Raw genomic sequence first — 15181 nt, forward strand, 5'->3', positions numbered from 1 at the left:
GTGTTAGGGTCTCCGGCGTACGTTCGCGTGCGAAGCCCGTGAGAGTGAAGGAGCTGAGGTTGATGACTGTCGTGACGGCGGCTGCCCCGCGCAGCAATCGGTCCTTCCTCATCTCCCGGGTTCCGGGCTAGCGCCTCGGCTGTCTCCTCGTCGCCGCGTCGGCCGGAGCCCTCTCACCCAAGGGTTTCCCACGTTGACCGACCACCCGTTCCACGCTTTCTTCGCACTGCACCACCGGCTGCCCCGGCAGAGTCCGGGCTCCGACGCGACCACCCGGCGGCTGCTCGCCCTCGCGGGCCCGCAGCCTCGCCGCCCGCGCGTCCTGGACCTGGGCTGCGGTCCGGGCAGGGCCGCCCTGCTGCTCGCCGCCGAGGCGGGTGCCGAGGTGACCGCGGTCGATGTGCACCAGCCGTTCCTCGACGAACTGCGCGAGGCGGCCGAGGCACGTGGCCTCGGCGACCGGATCCACACCGTCCGGGCCGACATGGCGGACCTCGGCGGTCCCGGGTTCACGGACGGCACCTTCGACCTGGTCTGGGCCGAGGGTTCCGCGTACATCATCGGGTTCGACACGGCGCTTCGTGACTGGCAGCGCCTGCTCTCCCCCGGTGGCTCGATGGTGATCACCGAGTGTGTCTGGACCACGGACGCGCCGGCCGGCGAGGCCCGTGCGTTCTGGGAGCGGCACGGCTCCCTGCGCCCGGTCGCGGCCCACACGGCCGCCGCCGTGGCGGCGGGCTGCCATGTGCTCGGGGTGCTGCTGCAACCCGGGAGCGACTGGGACGAGTACTACGTCCCCCTCGCCGAACGGGCCGCGGCCGTCGATCCCTCGGCTCCCGGTATGGCGCAGGCCCTCGCGGCCACCGCCGAGGAGCTGGCGATGCGCCGCGACCACGGCACGGAGTACGGCTACGCCGGCTACGTCCTGCGGCCTGCCGACTCCCGGTGGCGGACCCGTCCGGAGACCGCGGCGGACCGCGATGCCGTGCACGCCGTCAACACGGCGGCGTTCCCGACGCGGGCCGAGGCCGATCTGGTCGATGCCCTGCGCCTGGATCCCGGCGCCTGGCTGCCCGGTCTCTCGTACGTGGCCGAGGCGCCGGACGGATCCGTCGCCGCACACGCGCTGCTGACCCGGTGCCGGGTCGGGGACGCGCCGGCGCTGGCGCTGGCCCCGGTGGCGACCGCGCCCCCGCATCAGCGCAGGGGTGCGGGCCGTGCGGTCGTGCGTGCCGTGCTGGACGCGGCCCGGCTGCGGGGTGAGCCGCTCGTGCTGGTGCTGGGCCATCCGCAGTACTACCCGGCGTTCGGCTTCGTACCGGCGTCGCGGTTCGGGATCGGAGTCGCTTTCGATGTTCCCGACGAGGCCCTGATGGCTCTGCGGCTCGACGATTCCGCCCCGGTGCCCACGGGCAGCATCCAGTATCCGGACGCCTTCGGGGTCTGACGCGGTGTCCGGTCCGCCGCGCCGTCAGGGTGCGTCGGACCGGACATGCCAGCACCCGAAGTACGGACAAGCGGCTTTTGTGCGGCAGACTTGTCCGGACTCGAGGGGTCCGGCGCACGAGGCCGGGAACCAAAGCGAAGGATGGGTATGCCGACCACACCAGCCACCGCGGCGCACAACTCGTCGAACGGCACAGCAGAAGCGATCATGCTCGAACTGGTCGACGAGGACGGCACCACCATCGGCATCGCGGAGAAACTCGCCGCCCACCAGGCACCGGGCCAGCTGCACCGGGCGTTCTCCGTGTTCCTCTTCGACGAACAGGGACGGTTGCTGCTGCAGCGCCGCGCGCTCGGCAAGTACCACTCCCCCGGCGTGTGGTCCAACACCTGCTGCGGTCATCCGTACCCCGGTGAGGCGCCCTTCGCGGCCGCCGCCCGGCGTACGTACGAGGAGCTCGGCATCTCGCCCTCGCTGCTCGCGGCCGCGGGCACGGTCCGCTACAACCATCCGGACCCCGTCTCGGGCCTGGTGGAGCAGGAGTTCAACCACCTGTTCGTCGGGATGGCGCAGGAGCGGCTGCGGCCGGATACGGAGGAGGTCGGCGAGACGGCTTTCGTGACCGCGGGTGAGCTCGCGGAGCGGCACGCCGCCGCGCCGTTCTCGGCCTGGTTCATGACGGTGCTGGACGCCGCGCGGCCCGCGATCAGGGAGCTGACGGGGCCTTCCGCGGGCTGGTGAGCGGCCGTCCGGCGGGGGCGGTCAGAACGGGGCCTTCAGCGGCAGCGCCGCCCAGATGATCTTTCCGCCACCCGCCGTGTGCTCCACGTCACAGGTGCCGCCCGCCTCCGCCGTGACCTCACGGACCAGCAGCAGGCCTCGGCCGCCCGTCTGCGCGTAGTCGGTCACCAGGGCGGTGGGGCGGTAGGGGTGGTTGTCCTCGACGGACACCCTGATCCATTCCGCCCCGATGGCCACCTCGACCGCGAGTTCGGGCGAGAGCAGTGCGGCGTGCTTCACGGCGTTGGTGACCAGTTCCGAGACGATCAGCAGCAGGCCCTGAAGGACGTCGTCCTCCACGGGCACCCCCTGCCGGTTCAGCAGGTCCCGCACCGCGTGCCGGGCTTGCGGCACCGAGACGTCGACGGCGGGGGCGGTGAAACGCCACACTCCCTCGTACGACACGGGATGGGCCGGTACACTCCCGCGGCTCTCCATAGACCGGCACCCGCTCTCGACTCGCACGTCACTGACTATCGAGTAATGAGTGTCGGGAACAGCTTGGTCCGGACCGAGCTTCTGACCACAAGTAGTCACTTATCGATGCAATGTGACCGAGCGGGTATGACAGCGTCAGGTGATTGGACTACTTCTCGTCCTCTTCGGGCGTCATCTGGTCCGTCACCAGGCTGACGATCCGTCGCCCGCCGATCCCGATCGCGATCAGCCCCAGCCCGTCGAACAGTAGGGCGAGTCCGCCGAAACGGCGGTGGAGCCTCCTGCCCTCGGTCGTGGGACCGGCCATCGACAGCTCCTCACGGTGCGTGCCCGCTTCGCGACCCCTTCTTGATCATGGGTACGGACCGTACGGATAGCATCCGGCGCATGGATCCCCGGGAGCAGGCGCGGCTGGTACACACCGTTGCCGACGGCGTCGCCACCGTCGTCATCAGCAACTCCGCCAAGCGGAACGCGATGAGCGCGGACATGTGGCGGTCGCTGCCCGGACTCCTGGAGCGGCTGGCCGCCGACCCGGCCGTACGGGTGCTGGTGCTCACCGGCGCCGGGGACACCTTCTGCGCCGGCGCCGACATCACCTCGCTCCGGGAGCCGGGCAGCCGTGCGCAGGAGCTCGCCGTGCGGGCCGAGGAGGCGCTGGCCGCCTTTCCCCGGCCCACGCTGGCCGCCGTGCGCGGATACTGCGTGGGCGGCGGCAGCCAGCTCGCGGCCGCCTGTGATCTGCGGTTCGCCGAGGAGGGGGCGTCGTTCGGGGTGACACCGGCCAAGCTCGGGATCGTCTACGCCGCGTCGTCGACCCGGCGGCTGGTCGCGCTGGTCGGCCCGGCGGCCGCGAAGTTCCTGCTCTTCTCCGGCGAGCTGATCGGCACGGAACGGGCCCTGCGCACGGGGCTGGTGGACGAGGTGCTGCCGACGGGCGGACTCGACGCCCGGGTGCTGGCGTTCGCGCAGGTACTGGCGTCGCGTTCGCAGCTGACCCAGGCGGCCGCGAAGGAGTTCGCCGACGGACGCGAGGACCGGGACGCGTACTGGGCGGAGCAGGCGCGCGGAAGCGGCGACACCGCTGAGGGTGTCGCCGCCTTCATGGAGCGCCGTACGCCCCGCTTCAGCTGGGTCACGGGACCTGGCCGGGCGGCTTCTACCGGAGGCTGAACCGGCTGCTCGTACGGAACTTCTCGACCAGGGCGGCCGGGGCCTTCTCGGGGGATCCGGCGTCGTAGGGCGGCTGGGGGTCGTACTCGGTGAGCAGTTGGACGGCCTGGGCGTGCTCGTCGCCGGCGATCCGGCCGAGCAGGGTGAGGCCCATGTCGATGCCGGACGACACCCCTGCGGCCGTGACGTACTTGCCGTCGAGGACGACGCGCTCACCGGTCGGCTCGGCGCCGTACTTCTTGAGGATGTCGAGGGCGAGCCAGTGCGAGGTGGCTCGACGGCCGTCGAGCAGTCCGGCCGCGGCGAGCAGCAGCGACCCGGTACACACCGAGGTCGTCCAGGTGCTGGTGGCATCGGCCGTGCGCAGCCATTCCAGCAGCGTCTCGTTCTCCATCTGGGCGCTCTGCCCGGGACCGCCGGGCACGATCACCAGGTCGGGCGCGGAGACTTCGGCGAGCGTACGGTCGGCGTGGAGCGCGAGGCTCCCGCTGTCGTTGCGTACGGCCCCGGTCCGCTCGGCGACGAAGACGGTCTCGGCGCCGGGGGCGCGGCTGAGGATCTCGTAGGGGCCCACGGCGTCGAGGGCGGTGAAGCGTTCGAAGAGCACGATGGCGATCTGCACGGTGTTCCTTACGTTGCGGGCGGGCTGCGCGTGCGTTGCTCAGGCGGGCTGGGAGTGGAAGCGGCGGCGGTATTCGGCGGGCGCCGTACCGAGTGCCTTGACGAAGGCGCGGCGCATGGCCTCCGGGGTGCCGTAGCCGCTGGCGCGGGAGATTCCCGCGACACCGTCGGTGGTGTCCTCCAGGAGCCGGCGTGCCTGTTCGAGGCGGACGCGCTCGACGTACCGGCCCGGGGTGAGGCCGGTCTCGGCCTGGAAGGCACGGGCGAAGTGACGGGGTGAGAGCCTGGCCCGGGCCGCCAGCGCCTCCACGCAGAGGTCGGCGTCCGGGTGCTCGGTGATCCAGTGCTGAACGGCCCGGAGGGGTTCACGGACGGCCGTCTGGGCGGTGAGCTGGGCGCTGAACTGGGCCTGGTTCCCCGGGCGCCGCAGGAACACGACGAGGTGGCGGGCCACCGCGAGCGCCACGTCGCGGCCGTGGTCCTCCTCGACGAGGGCCAGGGCGAGATCGATGCCGGCGGTGACACCGGCCGAGGTGGCCAGCCTTCCGTCGCGCACGAAGATCGGGTCAGGGTCCACCTCGACCGCCGGATGGTCACGGGCGAGCGTCTCGCAGACGGACCAGTGGGTGGTCACGCGGTGGCCGTCGAGCTGCCCCGCCTCCGCGAGCAGCAGGGCACCGGAACAGACGGAGACCAACTGCCCGGCGCGCGGGGCGTTCTCACGCAGCCAGTCGACCAGCGCCGGGTCGGGGGTGCGGGTCCCGGAGCCGCCGGGGACGAGGAGCATGTCGGGCACGTCCGCGTCGGCGAGAGCGCCGTCGGGGACCAGGGTGAGGCCGTTGGAGCAGCGGACCGGCGCACCGGTCAGGGAGGCGGTGCGCAGCTCGTAGGAGACACCAGGGGTACGGGACGCCCCGGCGAAGACCTCCATCGGGCCGCTCACATCGAGGCTCAGGACGTCCTCGAAGAGGACGACGAGTACGGATCGCTGCTTCATGTCTGCCATCCTGGGCGACCGGGCCCGATGGCTGCAATGACGAGTTCCCCACCTTTCCTGCCATACCGGGGGCGTGGGCCATGTCACTGCGGCGCCGGGGTTTTACGACGTACTGACCAGTCGGTAACGTGCAGGCATGAGTACTCTTCCGCCCCGCGCCGGGCGTCGCTGCCACAATTCGGTCAACCCCCTGCACTCCTGCGTCTACTTCTCCCCCGACCTGGGTGAGGAGTTCGGCAAGCTCGGCATCGACGACGCGCGGGCGGCCTACTTCGCCGCTCGCGGCGCCGCGCTGGGCGCCGTCGGGGCCGGGGCGGTCACGTCCACCTTCTACAACTTCAACCACGAGCTGGTGTCCCGCCACCTGCCCGCCGTGTGGTCCGTCGCCTCGCCCCAGGCGGCGCTCGACGCGCGGCTGCGCGCCGCCGACTCGACACTGCGCCGGTTGCTCGGCGAGGAGGCCGTCGCCTCCCCCGAGATGGCGGAGGCCGCCGGGCTGGCCCTGCGCGCCGCGGAGGCCTGCACCCGCCACGCCCGGCCGCTGTACGCCGCGCACGCCGACCTGCCGGTGCCGGACGAACCGCACCTGGCGTTCTGGCACGCGGCGACGCTGCTGCGCGAGCACCGGGGCGACGCCCACCTCGCCGCCCTGCTCGCGGCCGGTCTCGACCCGGTCGAGGCCCTGGTCAGCCACACCGCGACCGGCAAGGGCATGGCGCCCCGCTGGAACCTCGGCACCCGCGGCTGGCGGCGCACCGACTGGGAGGCGGCGGTGGAGCGGCTGCGCGGACGCGGCCTGCTGGACGACGCGGGCGAGCTGACGGATGCGGGCACCGCCCTCAGGGCCGGCCTGGAGGAGGCGACGGACCGGATGGACGCCGCGCCGTACGAGCACCTGGGCGCAAAGGGCGTGGAGCGGCTGACCGAGTTGGGGCGCGGATACCTGTTCGCCGCGGCGGCAGCCGGAGCGTTCCCGGACGGCCTCTTCGGAAAGGTCTGAGTCCCGGAACGTTTACGGGCCGTCGTCGGGGTCAGGCGCACAGCACACACAGACACCCCGACGAAGGAGAACACCATGCGCACGATCGCAGACGTCTTCCGCACCATCGGCTCCGCCGTGGGCACCGTGGTGACGCTCCCCTTCCGGCTGGTGGCCAAGGTCTTCGGCGGCGCGTCGCGCGGCGGCCGGACCCGGCGCGCCTGAGCGGGCGGTCCACGGCACCGCCCGACGAGGTCACGCGACACGGCACCCGGCCACCCGGCACAATGCAGGCGAAGGGGACCACACCGGATGTGGACCACTCCGTGGCACACAGCCAGCACAGCCAGTACGAGAAGGCGAGTCGGGAAAACCGTGACGACGTCCATCGAAGGCAGGATCGCCGAGGAACTCGGCGTACGTGAGCGTCAGGTGAAGGCGGCCGTCGAGCTGCTCGACGGCGGGTCGACCGTGCCGTTCATCGCGCGCTACCGCAAGGAAGCGACCGAGATGCTCGACGATGCGCAGTTGCGCACGCTCGAGGAACGACTGCGGTATCTGCGGGAATTGGAGGACCGTCGTGCGGCGGTCCTCGATTCCGTACGCGAGCAGGGCAAGCTCGACGCCGCCCTGGAGGCGCAGATCCGCGCGGCCGACACCAAGGCGCGGCTGGAGGACATCTATCTGCCCTTCAAGCCGAAGCGCCGTACGAAGGCGCAGATCGCGCGCGAGGCGGGTCTGGAGCCTCTGGCGGACGGACTGCTCGGTGACCCGTCGAAGGACCCGCTCGCCGCGGCCGCCGCTTTCGTCGACGCGGACAAGGGCGTGGCGGACCCGGCGGCGGCCCTGGACGGTGCCCGCTCGATCCTGACCGAGCGGTTCTCCGAGGACGCCGATCTGACCGGTGAGCTGCGTGAGCGCATGTGGTCCCGCGGCCGGCTGGCCGCGAAGGTCCGCGAGGGCAAGGAGGAGGCCGGTGCGAAGTTCGCCGACTACTTCGACTTCGCGGAGCCGTTCACCGCACTGCCCTCGCACCGGGCCCTCGCGATGCTCCGGGGCGAGAAGGAGGACGTGCTCGACCTGGTCCTCGAGCCCGAGGAGCCCACGGGCACCGAGCAGCCGGGCCCGTCGACGTACGAGAACATGATCGCCCGCCGTTTCGGTGTCGCCGACCGCGGCAGGCCCGGTGACAAGTGGCTGGGCGACACGGTGCGCTGGGCCTGGCGGACGCGGATCCTCGTCCATCTCGGGATCGATCTTCGGCTGCGGCTGCGTACGGCGGCGGAGGACGAGGCGGTACGCGTGTTCGCGTCGAACCTGCGTGATCTGCTGCTCGCGGCACCGGCCGGTACCCGGGCGACGCTGGGGCTCGACCCCGGCTTCCGCACGGGCGTGAAGGTCGCCGTGGTGGACGCCACCGGCAAGGTCGTCGCCACCGACGTCATCTACCCGCACGTTCCGGCGAACAAGTGGGACCAGTCGCTGGCCGCGCTCGAACGGCTGGCGAGGGAGCACGACGTCGATCTGATCGCGATCGGCAACGGCACCGCGTCCCGCGAGACGGACAAGCTCGCCGGTGAACTGTGCGACAAACACCCGGAGCTGAAGCTCACCAAGGTGATGGTGTCCGAGGCGGGCGCGTCGGTGTACTCGGCGTCGGCCTTCGCTTCGCAGGAACTCCCGGACATGGACGTGTCGTTGCGCGGCGCGGTCTCGATCGCGCGACGCCTGCAGGACCCGCTCGCCGAGCTCGTGAAGATCGATCCGAAGTCGATCGGCGTCGGCCAGTACCAGCACGACCTGTCCGAGGTGAAGCTGTCGCGCTCGCTGGACGCGGTGGTCGAGGACTGCGTGAACGGTGTCGGTGTCGACGTCAACACCGCGTCGGCGCCGCTGCTCTCGCGGGTGTCGGGCATCGGCTCCGGGCTCGCCGAGAACATCGTGGCGCACCGGGACACCAACGGCCCGTTCCGGTCCCGCCGGGCGCTGAAGGATGTGGCACGGCTGGGCCCGAAGGCGTACGAGCAGTGCGCGGGCTTCCTCCGGATCCGGGGCGACGACCCCCTGGACGCGTCGAGTGTGCACCCCGAGGCCTACCCCGTGGTGCGGACGATGGCGAAGACGACGGGCGGGGACGTCGCCTCGCTGATCGGCAACACCGGTGTGCTGCGCTCGCTGCGGGCCGACGACTTCGTGGACGAGAAGTTCGGCCTGCCGACGGTCACGGACATCCTCAAGGAGCTGGAGAAGCCGGGCCGTGATCCGCGACCCGCCTTCAAGACGGCCACGTTCAAGGAGGGCGTCGAGAAGATCGGCGATCTGGCCTCCGGCATGGTGCTCGAGGGTGTCGTCACGAATGTCGCGGCCTTCGGCGCGTTCGTGGACATCGGCGTCCACCAGGACGGCCTGGTACACGTGTCGGCGATGTCGCGGATGTTCGTCAAGGATCCGAGGGATGTCGTCAAGCCGGGCGACGTCGTGAAGGTGAAGGTCATGGAGGTCGACATCCCGCGCAAGCGCATCTCGCTGACGCTGCGGCTGGACGACGAGGCCTCGGGCGCGCAGGGCGGTGGGCAGGGCCCGCGGCGCGAGAGGAACGGGCAGGGCGACGGCGAGCGGCCGCCGCGCCAGCGGCAGGGCAGCCAGGGACAGCGCCAGGGCCAGGGCCAGCGGCAGGCGCAGGGTGGCCGTCAGGGTGGTGGCGGCCAAGGCCGCGACCGGCGTGGCGACGGCCAGGGCGCTGCCCCGCGTCCGGCCGCCGCACCGGCCAACAGCGCGATGGCCGACGCGTTGCGGCGTGCGGGGCTGACGGGTCCCGACCGGGACGGCCGTAAGCGCTGACGCGACGGAGCGGGCGGGCAGGAGCTCTTCCTGTCCGCCCGTTTCCTTTGCCTTCGTCCAGGGCCGCCCTGCTGCCGGGAACAAGACCGTTACATCCGACGGGTGTTGCACGAAGCATTGACATGTTCAGGACCCACCGCCACGCTGATGGCCAAGCGGAATGCAACCGGTTGCATTCCGACAGCCTGAGCCGCACACGTGGGAGCGAGACACCGAGCCCAGCGCCTCGCGCCCCCCACCGATTCCACCTGTTGAGAGGACTACTCATGTCCGGCACGCCGCGCTCCCCCACCCGCTCCGGTCCTGCCTGCACCGTCAAGGCCGAGCCGACCCCTGACGCCTGCCCAGTTGTGCAACCGGTTGCATAACTCCGGGGCCGCCCCCTGAACCGCACGGGCCGGACCGCGCGGACTAGGCTGAGGATCCTGGGGAGAAGTGTCGACCGGTACGCGGCGGGTGACCGAGCGGGCGGCGGCGCAGGGCGGGCAAGGGGAGAACCGTGGCCATGACCATCCGTGACGTCGCCCAGGCAGCCGGGGTTCATGTCTCGACCGTCTCCCGGGCGTTCTCGGCCTCCCACCTGGTCAAGCGGGAGACCCGGGACCGGGTGCTCGCCATCGCCGCGGAACTGGGTTACCAGCCCAACGAGACCGCACGCGCCCTGACCACGGGGCGCACCCGGAATCTGGGACTGATCGTCTCCGATATCGCCAACCCCTTCTACCCGCCGCTCATCAAGGCCGCCCAGGCGTACGCCAGGGTCCGCGGATACCAGGTCTTCGTGGCCGACACCGACGAGGACGTGGCTGCCGAGGAGGAACTGATCCAGACCCTGGCCCGCCAGGTGGACGGAGTGGTCCTGGTCAGCCCCAGGCTGGCCAACGACGTCATCGGCCGACTGAGCGGGGAACTGCCGTTCGTCCTGGTCAACCGGTCCGTGACGGGGCTGTCCGCCGTACTGATGGACGTGGCGCACGGCGCGACGCTCGCGGTGGAACACCTGGCCGGGCTGGGCCACGAGCACCTGGCCCTGGTCGGCGGCCCCCGTGGCTCGTGGACCAGCGCACAGATGCGCAGGGCCGCCGGCAGGGCGGCCGCGGACCAGGGGGTCAGACTGGACGTACTCGGCCCCAACCGGCCGACGCAGCACGGCGGCATCGCGGCGACGCCCGCCGTCCTGAGGACGGGAGCCACCGGGGTGATCGCCTACAACGACCTGGTCGCCATCGGACTCATCGAAGGGTTCGACGACCGGAACGTACGGGTACCGGAGGACATCAGCGTGATCGGCGTGGACGACACCGTGGCAGGCCGGCTGAACCGCCCCCGGCTCACCACGGTCGCCATGCCCACGGCCGCGGCGGGGCGGACCGCGGTCGATCTGCTCATCCAGACCGTGGAGACATCGGGCGGCGGACCGGCCACGGCACAGACGACCCTGGCGACCTCCCTGGTCGTCCGGGACTCCACAGCAGCCCCGGCGCACCCTGCCGACTGATACTCCGTACCAACTTCTTGACCGCTCGAAGTGGGTGACGTACCGTCACCTCAGTTCACATACACGAACCTGATTCACGTACTGAATTTTCTTTCGGAATCGGGAACGGCCTTCACCACCGCACCACACCACCGACAGGTGCCTGCGGACAATGCCGCAGGCGGTGAAAGGAATACCTAGTGCGCACAAAGAATCAGCACGTCAGGAGACGTGGCGGCCGCGCGGCCGCCTCCCTCGTGGCCACCGTCTCCGTGATCGCCGCAGGCCTCACGGCGCTGTTCGCGACGGGCTCGGCGACAGCCGCACCGGCGACCGGCTCGTACACACTGAAGAACGCGGCCAGCGGACTGTGTCTGGGCGTGCCCGGATCGAGCACCTCCGCCGGCGTACAGCTCGCGCAGAGCGCCTGCAACGCGGCCACCAGCCAGACCTGGAAGCTGACCGCTTCCGGAAGCGGCTACACGCTGGCCGCCGCGCACAGCTCCAAGTGCGCCGGGGTGAAGGATGCCTCCACCAGTGCAGGCAAGGCGGTGGAACAGCAGACCTGCAGCGGTGCTGCGACCCAGGTCTGGACGCTGACGGCGGTCAGCGGCAGCACCTACCGGGTGGTCAACAGCAACGGCGGCAAGTGCCTCAACGTGAAGGACAGTTCGACCGCGTCGGGCGCGCTGGTCCAGCAGAACTCCTGCGACTCGGTGACCAGCAAGAACTGGACCTTCACCGCCTCGGGCACGGTTCCCACGGACCCGCCCACCGACCCGACCGACCCGCCGACCGACCCGGGCTCCCGGCCGTCGTGGCCGACAGCCAACGGCAGCCAGGCCGTCTCCGCGACCATCGAGGTCTCGGGTACGTACGACGGTGGTCTGAAGCGCCTCTACGGCAGTGGTGACCTGGGCAGCGGCGGCCAGGACGAGGACCAGCCCCCGATCATCAAGCTGGCGGACGGCGCCACCCTGCAGAACGTCATCCTCGGCGCTCCGGCCGCGGACGGTGTGCACTGCGCCGGCACCTGCACCCTCAAGAACGTCTGGTGGGAGGACGTGGGCGAGGACGCGGCGACCTTCCGCGGCGGCTCCTCCTCGACGGTCCGTACGATCGACGGCGGCGGTGCGAAGCTGGCCGAGGACAAGGTCTTCCAGCACAACGGCGTCGGCACGCTGGTCGTCAAGAACTTCCAGGTCGACGACTTCGGCAAGCTGGTCCGCTCCTGCGGCAACTGCTCCACGCAGAACGCCCGGCACATCCAGCTCCAGAACATCTGGGCGACGGCTCCGGGCACCAGCCTGGTCGGCATCAACACCAACTACGGTGACACGGCACGGATCTCGGGCGTCACGATCTACGAGGACGGCGACCGTGACATGAAGATCTGCACCAAGTACAAGGGCACGACCAGCGGCGAGCCGAGCGAGATCGGCTCGGGCGCGGATGGCACGAACTGCATCTACTCCTCGTCCGACATCACCTACGTCGACTGAGGCGGCCCGTTCCGGGCCGACCGAAGCCGCCCCTCCGCGGGGCACATGACGGACCCGCCCTTCCCGGCAGCGACCGGGAGGGGCGGGTCCCTCGCCGTCAGCCGACCTCGACGACCTTGCCGTCGGCGACCTCGACCCGCCGGGTCGTGTGGACGGCTTCGAGCATCCGCCGGTCGTGCGTGACCAGGAGCAGCGTCCCGGTGTACGCGTCGAGCGCCGACTCCAGCTGCTCGATCGCGGGCAGGTCGAGGTGGTTCGTCGGCTCGTCCAGGACCAGCAGGTTGACACCCCTGCCCTGAAGGAGGGCGAGAGCGGCCCGGGTGCGTTCGCCCGGGGAGAGCGTCGTGGCCGGCCGCAGCACATGGTCGGCGCGCAGGCCGAACTTGGCGAGCAGCGTACGGACCTCGGCCGGTTCCGTATCGGGGACGGCCGCGCAGAAGGCGTCCAGCAGGCTCTCCGTACCGTGGAACAGCTTGCGCGCCTGGTCGACCTCGCCCACCACGACTCCCGAGCCGAGGGACGCGTGGCCGGAGCCGAGCGGGAGCCGGCCGAGCAGTGCGGCGAGCAGCGTCGACTTGCCCGCCCCGTTGGCGCCGGTGATGGCGACCCGGTCGGCCCAGTCGATCTGCAGGGTGGCCGGACCGAAGGAGAAGTCGCCGAGGACGACCGTGGCGTCGCGGAGGGTGGCGACGACGGAGCCGGAGCGCGGGGCGGAGGCGATCTCCATCCGCAGCTCCCACTCCTTGCGCGGCTCGTCGACGACGTCGAGACGCTCGATCATGCGCTGCGTCTGGCGGGCCTTCGCGGCCTGCTTCTCACTGGCCTCGCTACGGAACTTGCGGCCGATCTTGTCGTTGTCGGTGGCCTTGCGGCGGGCGTTCTTGACGCCCTTGTCCATCCACCCGCGCTGCATCTGTGCGCGGCCTTCGAGCGCGGAGCGCTTGTCCGCGTACTCCTCGAACTCCTCACGGGCGTGGGAACGGGCCCGCTCGCGCTCCTCCAGATAGGAGGCGTAGCCGCCGCCGTAGAGGTTGATCTCCTGCTGGGCGAGGTCGAGCTCGAGGACCTTGGTCACCGTACGCATCAGGAACTCGCGGTCGTGGCTGACGACGACGGTGCCCGCGCGCAGGCCGGACACGAAGCGCTCGAGCCGCTCCAGGCCGTCGAGGTCCAGGTCGTTGGTGGGCTCGTCGAGCAGGAAGACGTCGTAGCGCGACAGGAGCAGCGAGGCCAGTCCGGCGCGGGCCGCCTGGCCGCCGGAGAGCGCCGTCATCGGAAGGTCGAGACCGATCCTCAGTCCGAGGTCGGCAGCCACTTCCTCCGCCCGTTCGTCGAGGTCGGCGCCGCCGAGGGCGAGCCAGCGCTCCAAGGTTTCGGAGTACGCGTCGTCGGCACCGGGCGCGCCGTCCACGAGGGCCTGGGTAGCTGCGTCCATCGCGGTCTGCGCTTCGGCGACCCCGGTGCGGCGGGCGAGGAACTCCCGCACGGACTCGCCGGCGCGGCGCTCGGGCTCCTGCGGGAGGTGTCCGACGGTGGCGGTGGGCGGGGAGAGGCGCAGTTCGCCCTCCTCCGGGCGGTCCAGCCCGGCGAGGAGACGGAGCAGCGACGATTTTCCGGCGCCGTTGGCTCCGACGAGACCGATCACGTCGCCGGGCGCGACGACGAGGTCGAGTCCGGCGAAGAGTGTGCGGTCGCCGTGCCCGGCGGCGAGTTCCTTGGCGACGAGAGTGGCAGTCATCAGGGTGCCGATCCTAACGAACCGCGGCGGGTGCGGTCCCGGCGGACGACGGGTGCGGCTCCCGGTGCGGGGGGCGCGACGGCCTCAGGGGTCGACGGTCGCGATCAGCACACTCCCCGCACTGCGCGCCACGAGGGCGGAGCGCCCCTCCGCCACCCGTGCTCCCAGGGGAATCCGGTGCTCGCCGGCGGCGAGGACGCCGTCGAAGACCTCGTCGGTCCGCGTGCGGTGCAGCAGGTCGAGGCGGTACGCGACCAGGCTCACCCGGCAGGTCGAGCTGACCTCCAGGCAGGCCGTGCCGTCCGTGACGGTGAGCCCGAGCAGCCGCCTCCCGGAGGGTGGGGTACGGTCCAGCGCGTTCTCGATCCGGGCGACGAGGAGCGGGATCACGGGGGCGGTGCCGTCCACGTACGCGACGTCCGCGCCCGCCCGGCCGAACGCCTCGCGCACCGCGGTGCGCTCCGCGTCGGTGACGGCCCGGCCGAAGACCACGGCACCGTACCCGCGCAGTTCGGCGGCCGGCACCCCGGCGGCGTCCTGGGTGATGTCGGCACCGGTACCGATGGTGCGCAGGGCGGCCGCGAGCTTGGCGAGGACCGCGACGCGGGCCCCGATGAGCAGGACGCGACGCCGGGCGGCGGGCCCGTCCCGCTGTGCGTCCGTCGTGTCGTCCGCGGGGAGCAGTTGTTCGAGCTCGGTGCGGTACTGCTCGCCGTCGAAGCGGAACGGGCCGATCCCGTGGTAGCCGCCTCGTTCCAGGTCGACGGTCCCGTACGTCTGCCAGGCGAAGTCCCGCCACACGACATCCGTGCCGTCCCGTTCGATGACGGCGGTGACCGCCCCGCATGCGAGGCTCTCGCACTCGGGGCAGCCGTAGATCACATAGCGGCCGTCGGCCAGCGGGGCGTCGGCGTCGAGCAGCAGGCGCCGTACATGCGTGGCGAATATCGCCGGCGGTACGTCGGAGGCGAGCGGCGAGACCGCGTCGAGGTCGGACAGCTGGAACAGCAGCGGTCTGCCGTCGACGATGAAATCCATGAAATCGCGGTGCGCCTGGTAGCCACCGTCGGCCAGGACTCCCCCGGCCCGTATCGCCGGCGCAAGGCCGAACGTCGAGTACTGGGCTGACATGACAGGAGTGTTCCCACCGTGAGGCCGATGTGAGCACGGCTCGGGGATTCCGTTAGC

12 protein-coding genes and 3 pseudogenes are annotated in these 15181 nt (G+C 71.3%); 9 read left to right on the top strand and 6 right to left on the bottom strand.

The window, feature by feature from the left end; genetic code table 11:
- Positions 1-193: 193 nt before the first annotated feature.
- Positions 194-1447, top strand: coding sequence for a GNAT family N-acetyltransferase (locus OG844_RS14400; RefSeq protein ID WP_406390459.1), 1254 nt, complete (start codon positions 194-196; stop codon positions 1445-1447).
- A gap of 147 nt (positions 1448-1594) precedes the next feature.
- On the top strand, positions 1595-2188 hold the full coding sequence (gene idi, locus OG844_RS14405) for an isopentenyl-diphosphate Delta-isomerase (RefSeq protein WP_406390461.1): 594 nt from the start codon (positions 1595-1597) through the stop codon (positions 2186-2188).
- Positions 2189-2209: 21 nt separating this feature from the next.
- Here the strand turns inward: idi and OG844_RS14410 are convergent, their stop codons facing one another.
- Both OG844_RS14410 and OG844_RS14415 read right to left on the bottom strand, forming a co-directional pair.
- On the bottom strand, positions 2210-2665 hold the full coding sequence (locus tag OG844_RS14410) for an ATP-binding protein (protein ID WP_406390462.1): 456 nt from the start codon (positions 2663-2665) through the stop codon (positions 2210-2212).
- A 148-nt stretch (positions 2666-2813) separates the two neighbouring features.
- Positions 2814-2930 (bottom strand): annotated as a pseudogene (locus OG844_RS14415) (HdeD family acid-resistance protein); the annotation flags it as partial.
- Positions 2931-3052: 122 nt separating this feature from the next.
- On the opposite strand from OG844_RS14415, the gene OG844_RS14420 reads away from it, so the two are divergent.
- Positions 3053-3838, top strand: a complete 786-nt coding sequence (locus OG844_RS14420; protein ID WP_406390463.1) for an enoyl-CoA hydratase/isomerase family protein — start codon at positions 3053-3055, stop codon at positions 3836-3838.
- Here the strand turns inward: OG844_RS14420 and OG844_RS14425 are convergent.
- Positions 3825-4460, bottom strand: a complete 636-nt coding sequence (locus tag OG844_RS14425) for a DJ-1/PfpI family protein (protein ID WP_406390465.1) — start codon at positions 4458-4460, stop codon at positions 3825-3827. The two genes, OG844_RS14420 and OG844_RS14425, sit on opposite strands and share 14 nt — an antisense overlap.
- A gap of 39 nt (positions 4461-4499) precedes the next feature.
- Positions 4500-5456 carry a GlxA family transcriptional regulator gene (locus tag OG844_RS14430; protein WP_406390467.1) on the bottom strand — a complete coding sequence of 319 codons (957 nt, stop codon included), beginning with the start codon at positions 5454-5456 and terminating at the stop codon, positions 4500-4502.
- 136 nt (positions 5457-5592) lie between these two features.
- Here OG844_RS14430 and OG844_RS14435 point away from each other — a divergent pair, with 136 nt between their 5' ends.
- The 6 genes and pseudogenes from OG844_RS14435 to OG844_RS14460 all read left to right on the top strand — a co-directional run.
- A complete protein-coding gene (locus tag OG844_RS14435) occupies positions 5593-6456 on the top strand; it encodes an SCO6745 family protein (protein WP_406390469.1) in 864 nt (287 codons plus the stop codon).
- A gap of 75 nt (positions 6457-6531) precedes the next feature.
- Positions 6532-6660, top strand: coding sequence for an LPFR motif small protein (locus tag OG844_RS14440; RefSeq protein WP_351170283.1), 129 nt, complete (start codon positions 6532-6534; stop codon positions 6658-6660).
- Positions 6661-6810: 150 nt separating this feature from the next.
- A complete protein-coding gene (locus tag OG844_RS14445) occupies positions 6811-9276 on the top strand; it encodes a Tex family protein (RefSeq protein WP_406390470.1) in 2466 nt (821 codons plus the stop codon).
- 505 nt (positions 9277-9781) lie between these two features.
- Positions 9782-10774, top strand: a complete 993-nt coding sequence (locus OG844_RS14450; RefSeq protein WP_406390471.1) for a LacI family DNA-binding transcriptional regulator — start codon at positions 9782-9784, stop codon at positions 10772-10774.
- A 251-nt stretch (positions 10775-11025) separates the two neighbouring features.
- Positions 11026-11496, top strand: a pseudogene (locus OG844_RS14455) (RICIN domain-containing protein); the annotation flags it as partial.
- Positions 11497-11565: 69 nt separating this feature from the next.
- A pseudogene (locus OG844_RS14460) lies at positions 11566-12255 on the top strand (pectate lyase); the annotation flags it as partial.
- Positions 12256-12352: 97 nt separating this feature from the next.
- Here OG844_RS14460 and OG844_RS14465 read toward each other — a convergent pair.
- Together OG844_RS14465 and OG844_RS14470 are read right to left on the bottom strand one after the other, a co-directional pair.
- On the bottom strand, positions 12353-13993 hold the full coding sequence (locus OG844_RS14465) for an ABC-F family ATP-binding cassette domain-containing protein (RefSeq protein ID WP_406390473.1): 1641 nt from the start codon (positions 13991-13993) through the stop codon (positions 12353-12355).
- 84 nt (positions 13994-14077) lie between these two features.
- Positions 14078-15124 (bottom strand): oxidoreductase, encoded by a 1047-nt coding sequence (locus tag OG844_RS14470; RefSeq protein ID WP_406390474.1) that lies wholly within the window; start codon positions 15122-15124, stop codon positions 14078-14080.
- Between the last annotated feature and the right edge of the window lie 57 nt (positions 15125-15181).

This window comes from Streptomyces sp. NBC_00887 (assembly GCF_045207585.1).

What these genes read in the sequence shown, in the direction of transcription:
- idi (WP_406390461.1), top strand. Translation starts at nt 1,595, where the DNA reads ATGCCGACCACACCAGCCACCGCGGCGCACAACTCGTCGAACGGCACA.
- OG844_RS14410 (WP_406390462.1), bottom strand. Translation starts at nt 2,665, where the DNA reads ATGGAGAGCCGCGGGAGTGTACCGGCCCATCCCGTGTCGTACGAGGGA.
- OG844_RS14420 (WP_406390463.1), top strand. Translation starts at nt 3,053, where the DNA reads ATGGATCCCCGGGAGCAGGCGCGGCTGGTACACACCGTTGCCGACGGC.
- OG844_RS14430 (WP_406390467.1), bottom strand. Translation starts at nt 5,456, where the DNA reads ATGAAGCAGCGATCCGTACTCGTCGTCCTCTTCGAGGACGTCCTGAGC.
- OG844_RS14435 (WP_406390469.1), top strand. Translation starts at nt 5,593, where the DNA reads ATGAGTACTCTTCCGCCCCGCGCCGGGCGTCGCTGCCACAATTCGGTC.
- OG844_RS14440 (WP_351170283.1), top strand. Translation starts at nt 6,532, where the DNA reads ATGCGCACGATCGCAGACGTCTTCCGCACCATCGGCTCCGCCGTGGGC.
- OG844_RS14450 (WP_406390471.1), top strand. Translation starts at nt 9,782, where the DNA reads ATGACCATCCGTGACGTCGCCCAGGCAGCCGGGGTTCATGTCTCGACC.
- OG844_RS14465 (WP_406390473.1), bottom strand. Translation starts at nt 13,993, where the DNA reads ATGACTGCCACTCTCGTCGCCAAGGAACTCGCCGCCGGGCACGGCGAC.
- OG844_RS14470 (WP_406390474.1), bottom strand. Translation starts at nt 15,124, where the DNA reads ATGTCAGCCCAGTACTCGACGTTCGGCCTTGCGCCGGCGATACGGGCC.